This window comes from Mycobacterium simiae (assembly GCF_008370645.1).
Lineage (GTDB): Bacteria > Actinomycetota > Actinomycetes > Mycobacteriales > Mycobacteriaceae > Mycobacterium > Mycobacterium simiae_A.
The window spans coordinates 1-6,241 of sequence record NZ_VTZN01000233.1; the positions used below are offsets into that span (position 1 = coordinate 1).

Here is a 6,241-nt window from a genome sequence, read left to right on the forward strand (position 1 = left end):
TGGGGCGATCCAACGGCGTAGTCAAGACCTTTCGCGCCCAACCGAAACACGCAACCGAAACAATAGTGATGAGCCTGGCCGACTGGCCTCACGTAGTCGCGGCTCCCCCGGAAGGACTCGAACCTTCAACCCTTCGGTTAACAGCCGAATGCTCTGCCAGTTGAGCTACAGGGGACTACTGCGCGGGACGACTCTAGCGTACTGGCATACTCGCGCCCAACTAGAGGGACCGCCAAGACCATGTATCCGGCTGGTAGGTCCTCCCGGTTTGGCAGCGGGCGCGCCCGCACCGAACGGATGAGGCAGGATGGAGCCAACCGCACCGTTAGTCGGAGGGACCTTTTTTGATCGGGTATGTCGCCGTGCTGGGGCTTGGTTACGTGTTGGGGGCAAAAGCTGGGCGCCGCCGCTATGAGCAGCTCGCCGGCACTTGTCGTGCGCTGACCAGCAGTCCCATGGCCAAATCGATGATCGAAGGCGGGCGCCGCAAGATCGCCAGTCGGATCTCCCCTGACACGGGGTTTGTGACGCTGACGGAAATAGACGAGCAGACGGCGGTCGTGGAACGCCAAGCGAAGTAGCCGCCCTGGCCCCCGCTGCTTAGGTGGTTGCTCTCGTAGATTCGTCGAGGGTCGATCCGCCAGGAGACCAGCGCTCACCCGCCAGGCGCCGAGATCGACACCAGCGCGGAAAAGCGCGAGCAGGAGTGACGCTCACGTGGATCGCGGCGCAAGTTCGTCGACGGTGGAGACTAACCCTCACGCGGTCAGATCGTTGCCGCTGGCCTGCTCCAGCAGGCTGCGCCGATAAGCTTCCATCGCGACCAAATCGCCGAATAAAGCGTGATACTCATCGCCCTGCTCGATCGGCGACATCCGCTGCAGCTTGGATTTCACCTCGGCAATCTGCCGGCCCATCCACACCTCCTGCAGACGGGCCAGCACGCCCGCGATATAGCGCGGCAGCCTTTCGTCATCGACCGCGATGGCCTCCACCGCCAATTCGTTGATCAGGCCGGCGGTCAATACCGACGTGGTCTGCTGGCGCACCATATCCATCCACTGCGCCCCGGCGACGCCGGTTGACGTACCGCCCGCCGCTTCGATGGCCGCGCGCACGGCCGCGTATCCGGCGTGGGTGAAACTTTCGACGGCCAGGGTGTCAAAGACCGGTCCAGCCAGCGCCGGGTACTGCAACGCCGACTTGAGCGCCTCGCGCTGCGGCCAGAGGGTGGGGTCACGCGGGTCGGGCCGCGAAGCAGCAGGTTCGGCGATCTCGTCTGATGCTGGTTGTGCCCGGCGGGCGCGTCGGGGTTTGTTTGTCACAATTGCTCCGCGCTGCGCTTCTCCGCGAACCCTAGCTACCACCTGCGGAATGTTCGGCCAGCCGACCCACTCGTCTGCCAATTTCGTGGCGTACCCGTCACGAAGCGATGGGTCTCTAATACGCCCGACCAGAGGCACTGCCCTGCGCAGACCTTCCACACGCCCTTCCTCGGTGTCCATATTCAATCCAGCCAGGGTGGATTGAATTGCGTACGCGAACATGGGCTCACGTCTAGCGACCAGGTCGCGCAGGGCGAGGTCGCCCGATTGCATCCGCAGGTCGCACGGGTCCAGGCCGTTCGCTGCCACCGCAACAAAGGACTTTCCGGCCACCTGCTGATCGCCGTCAAACGCTTTGAGTGCAGCAGCTCGGCCTGCTGCGTCGCCATCAAATACGAATATCAATTCGCCCCGGTACCAGTTGTCGTCCATCATCAGCCGGCGCAGCATCGCCAGGTGCTCGTCGCCGAACGCGGTGCCGCAGGACGCGACAGCTGTGGTGACCCCGGCCAGATGCATGGCCATCACATCGGTGTAGCCCTCGACGACCACCGCTTGATGACACCTGGCGATATCGCGCTTGGCCAAGTCGATGCCGAACATCACCGACGACTTCTTGTACAGCAGCGTCTCGGGCGTATTGACGTACTTGGCTTCCATCGGGTCGTCGTCGAACAATCGCCGGGCCCCGAAGCCGATCACTTCACCAGCCGATGAGCGGATGGGCCACAGCAGCCGCCGGTGAAACCGGTCCATGGGGCCGCGCCGGCCCTGCCGGGACAATCCCGCCGCTTCCAGCTCCTTGAACTCAAAACCCTTGCGCTGCAGATGTTTTGTCAAACAGTCCCAGCCCGAGGGGGCGAATCCGCAGCCGAACCGGCGAGCGGCGTCGCCGTCGAAGTTGCGTTCGGTTAGATAGTGCCGGGCCGGTGCCGCCTCTTCGGAGTCCAGGGCCTCGGCGTAGAAGGCGGCGGCTGCCGCGTTGGCGGCGATGAGCCGGCTGCGGCTGCCGCGGTCGCGCTGCACGCTGGTGGCCGCGCCCGTGTAGCTGATCGTGTGACCGATCCGGTCGGCGAGCAGTTCCACCGCTTCGACGAAGCTGACGTGCTCGATCTTCTGGATGAACGCGTACACGTCTCCGCCTTCGCCGCAACCGAAGCAGTGGAAGTGGCCGTGGTTGGGCCGCACATGAAACGACGGCGACTTCTCGTTGTGAAACGGGCACAGTCCCTTCAGGGAGTCGGCCCCGGCACGCCGCAACTGGACGTAGTCACCGACAACATCCTCGATGCGGGCTCCTTCGCGGATGGCGGCGATGTCACGATCGGAAATCCTGGAGCGACCCGCCGGACTCGACATTCGCTGATTCTAAAGGCTCAGGGTAAGACGTCGGTCCGGTCGCCGCATCGGCCCGCGTCGACGCGTTCCAGCCGACCCTCGGTGTAGGAGGCAATCTGGTCGACGATGACCCGCATTCGCGCACCGTCATCGGCAGCGGTGTTGAAGGCCGCAGCGAAGAACGGATCGAGCGTTCGCGGGGCGCCCGAATATAGCCGTTGCGCGACCCGGTGGATGCGTTCGCGTTGCCGGGCTTGAGTTTCCAGATGCCTTGGGTCGGACATGATGAACTGCAGCGCAAGGATTTTCAGCACCGCGACCTCGGCACGCACCAGGTCGGGCACCTGCAGGTCGGCCTGATAACGCACTAACGGCCCCGGACCGGCTACTGCGAGAGTGGTGGCGATCGCGGCCGAGGCGAACCGCCCCACCAGCTCGCTGGTCAACTGCTTCAGCGCGACCAACGCCGACAAGGTGGCGTCGTACCTACCCACCTCGGCGACCACCGGCAGCCCGGACAGCCGGCGGGCTGCCTCCATCAACTCCTCGGCACTGACCCGGGAAAATTCGCTTGCCCCCAGCGTGGCTAGTGCGGCCGCGTCGTCAGTGTCGGCGAGCACGCGCAAATCGATGCGTTCCGAGACAACGCCGTCCTCGACGTCGTGCACCGAGTACGCGACATCGTCGGCCCAGTCCATTACCTGCGCTTCCAGGCACGGTCGATCCGCCGGCGCGCGGGCGCGGACCCAGGCCGCCGGTTCGCGGTCTTCGTCGTAGAAGCCGAACTTGCGTCGCTGGTGGACCCGCGGCCATGGGTATTTGGTGACCGCGTCCAAGGCTGCGCGGGACAGGTTGAGCCCTACGCTGCGTCCTTGTTCGTCTAGAACTTTCGGTTCCAGGCTGGTCAGGATGCGGAAATTTTGGGCGTTGCCCTCAAAGCCGCCGCAGTCGACTGCCACTTCGTCGAGCGCCCGTTCACCGTTGTGCCCGTACGGCGGGTGCCCGATATCGTGCGCCAAACCGGCCAGTTCGACCAGGTCGGGGTCGCAGCCCAGTCCGATCGCCATGCCCCGCCCGATCTGGGCCACCTCCAGCGAGTGGGTCAGCCGGGTGCGCGGCGTGTCGCCTTGCCGCGGCCCAACGACCTGGGTCTTGTCGGCGAGTCGGCGCAGCGCGGCGCTGTGCAACACTCGAGCTCGGTCCCGGGCGAAGTCGCTGCGGTGTTGTCCCTCTGTACCCGGCAGACCCGCCGTCTTCGGCGCTTCGCTGACCCGCCGCAGACGATCGAAGTCGTCATAGGGGTCTTGCTGATTCGTGGTCACCGACCCACAGTCTGCCAGGGCCGTGGCCCTTTCCCGCGAACTGGACGAATCCACACACCGAGCCCCGCGGGGCGGCAGCCTTGCAGGGCTAAATTAGCCGTATGCGCATCGCTCGCCTGTTCAGCGTGGTCCTGACCATCTTCACCGTAGGCCTGCTGCTGGCGCCGCCGGCGGGCGCGCAGCCGCCGTTGCGGCTACCGGGCTATGTCACCGACACCGCAGGAGCGCTGACCGAGTCTGGCCGCGTCCAAGTCAGCTCGGCCGTTGATCGACTCTACGCCGATCGCCGTATCCGGCTATGGGTGGTCTACGTCGACGACTTTTCCGGGCAGAGCGCCACGAATTGGGCACAGAGCACCATCCGGACCAGCGAGCTGGGTAGCTATGACGTCCTGCTGGCTGTCGCTACCGTCTCTCGAGCCTATGCCTTCCTGGTTCCATCCACCGTGCAAAGTGTCAGCGCGAGTCAAGTCGATCAGCTGCGACGTAACCAAATCGAGCCGGCACTGCGCAACGGCGACTGGGCCGGCGCTGCCATTGCCGCGGCCAACGGCCTCAATATTGCACCCAGTTCGTCAGGCCGGGTGGTGCTGCTGGTCGCCCTGGGCGTGATTGTCGGCGCGGTCGGGATCCTGCTAGTCGTCATGCGTTACCGCGGTCGCCGCCGGCGCATTGACGCGTTGGCGGCAGCACGACGTGTCGACCCTACCGATGCACGGGCGCTCGCCGCCGTGCCGCTGGACATTCTCGACGACCTGTCCCGCTCGATGGTAGTAGAAGTCGACAACGCGTTGCGCACCAGCTCTAACGAGCTGGCACTGGCGATCGACGAATTCGGAGACGAGCGCACCGCACCCTTTACCCGGGCGGTAAACAACGCCAAAGCGGCTCTGGCCCAGGCGTTCAGCGTGCGACAACAACTTGACGACAGCGCACCCGAGACGCCGGCGCAACGGCGTGAGCTACTTACCCGGGTCATCGTCTCGGCGGCAAGCGCGGACCGTGAGCTGGAGTCCCAGACTGAGGCCTTCGAGAAGCTGCGCGATTTGGTGATCAACGCTCCGTCTCGGCTGGATCAGCTGACCCGGCACTACATCGAGCTCACCGCCCGTATCGCCCCGACGCAACAGCGGTTGGTCGAGCTGAACGACGAATTCGGCGTGGCGGCGCTGACTTCCATCTCCGCCAATGTCGCGACTGCCCAAGAGCGACTGGCGTTCGCCGACAGCAACATCAGTGCGGCGCGTGAACTGTGCTCCCAGGCGGTGAGTGGCCGGCAGTCCGGCTTGGTGGACGCCGTCCGTGCCGCCGAATCTGCGCTTGGGCAAGCGCGGTCCCTACTTGACGCGGTGGACACCGCGGCCAGCGACATCCGCCATGCCGTTGACGCCTTGCCGTCGGTACTGGCCGATCTACAGGCGGGCATCAATCAGGCCGACGTGCAACTACAGCAGGCACCGAACAACAAGTCGGCACACACTGCGGAACTTCGTACGGCGCGCGATGCAGCCGCACGAGCCGCGGAGAACTCACGCACTTCTTCCGGTGCTAGCGCCGCCGATCCGTTGGGAACTTTTTCCGAGCTCACCAAGGCCGGCGCGGATCTCGACCAGATATTGGCCGCCGTGGCGCAGGAACAGGCGAACGCCGAACGACTCAACCGGTCATTCGAGCAGGCGTTATTCACCGCGGAGTCGCGGGTGCGCGCGGTGTCGGACTATATCGACACCCGCCGCGGCAGTGTCGGACCCGAAGCCAGGACCAGGCTCGCCGAGGCGAAACGTCAGCTGCAGGCCGCACACGACAAGCGTTCGGCCAACCCGACTACGGCGATGCGCCATGCTAATACGGCATCGACCTTGGCGGCTAACGCGCAAGCGCTGGCCAATGCCGACGTACAAGCGGCCCAGCGCGTATTTACCCCGCGGGGGGGCGATAACGCCGGCGCGGTCTTGGGCGGCATCATTATCGGCAACATCCTCAGCGGAGGATTGCGCGGTGGTATTGGCGGCTGGAGCCCGACGTCGTTCGGCGGCTCTTCCGGGGGCTCATCCGGCGACGGGTTCCTGGGTGGTGGCGGCCGGTTCTAGGGACCAGATCCGCCCGGGTCCGCGATGACCACGATCGGAAAACTGCGAACGCCTACGCACAGGGCGTTAGCATCCCGTGCGTAGGCGTGCGCAATCAACGGTCGCGGCGGGCGTACCTGCTTACAGGTGCGCCGCCGCTACCGAAACTTCTCAGGCCCAGCTGGAC

General features: G+C 65.2%; 4 protein-coding genes and 1 tRNA gene. 2 read left to right on the forward strand and 3 right to left on the reverse strand.

What is annotated here, in order from left to right; all coding sequences use genetic code 11:
* Positions 1-102 precede the first annotated feature (102 nt).
* Positions 103-175 (reverse strand) — tRNA-Asn (locus F0Q45_RS23580).
* A 169-nt stretch (positions 176-344) separates the two neighbouring features.
* On the opposite strand from F0Q45_RS23580, the gene F0Q45_RS23585 reads away from it, so the two are divergent.
* Positions 345-581, forward strand: coding sequence for a hypothetical protein (locus F0Q45_RS23585; protein WP_149656207.1), 237 nt, complete (start codon positions 345-347; stop codon positions 579-581).
* Between the two features lie 177 nt (positions 582-758).
* Here the strand turns inward: F0Q45_RS23585 and dnaG are convergent, their stop codons facing one another.
* Positions 759-2,684, reverse strand: a complete 1,926-nt coding sequence (gene dnaG, locus F0Q45_RS23590; protein ID WP_149656208.1) for a DNA primase — start codon at positions 2,682-2,684, stop codon at positions 759-761.
* 17 nt (positions 2,685-2,701) lie between these two features.
* Complete coding sequence (locus F0Q45_RS23595; protein WP_149656209.1) at positions 2,702-3,985, reverse strand: deoxyguanosinetriphosphate triphosphohydrolase; 1,284 nt, start codon at positions 3,983-3,985, stop codon at positions 2,702-2,704.
* Between the two features lie 101 nt (positions 3,986-4,086).
* Between F0Q45_RS23595 and F0Q45_RS23600 the strand changes: the two genes are divergently transcribed.
* Positions 4,087-6,075: a TPM domain-containing protein gene (locus F0Q45_RS23600; protein WP_149656210.1), complete on the forward strand. Its 1,989-nt coding sequence runs from the start codon at positions 4,087-4,089 to the stop codon at positions 6,073-6,075.
* Positions 6,076-6,241 lie beyond the last annotated feature (166 nt).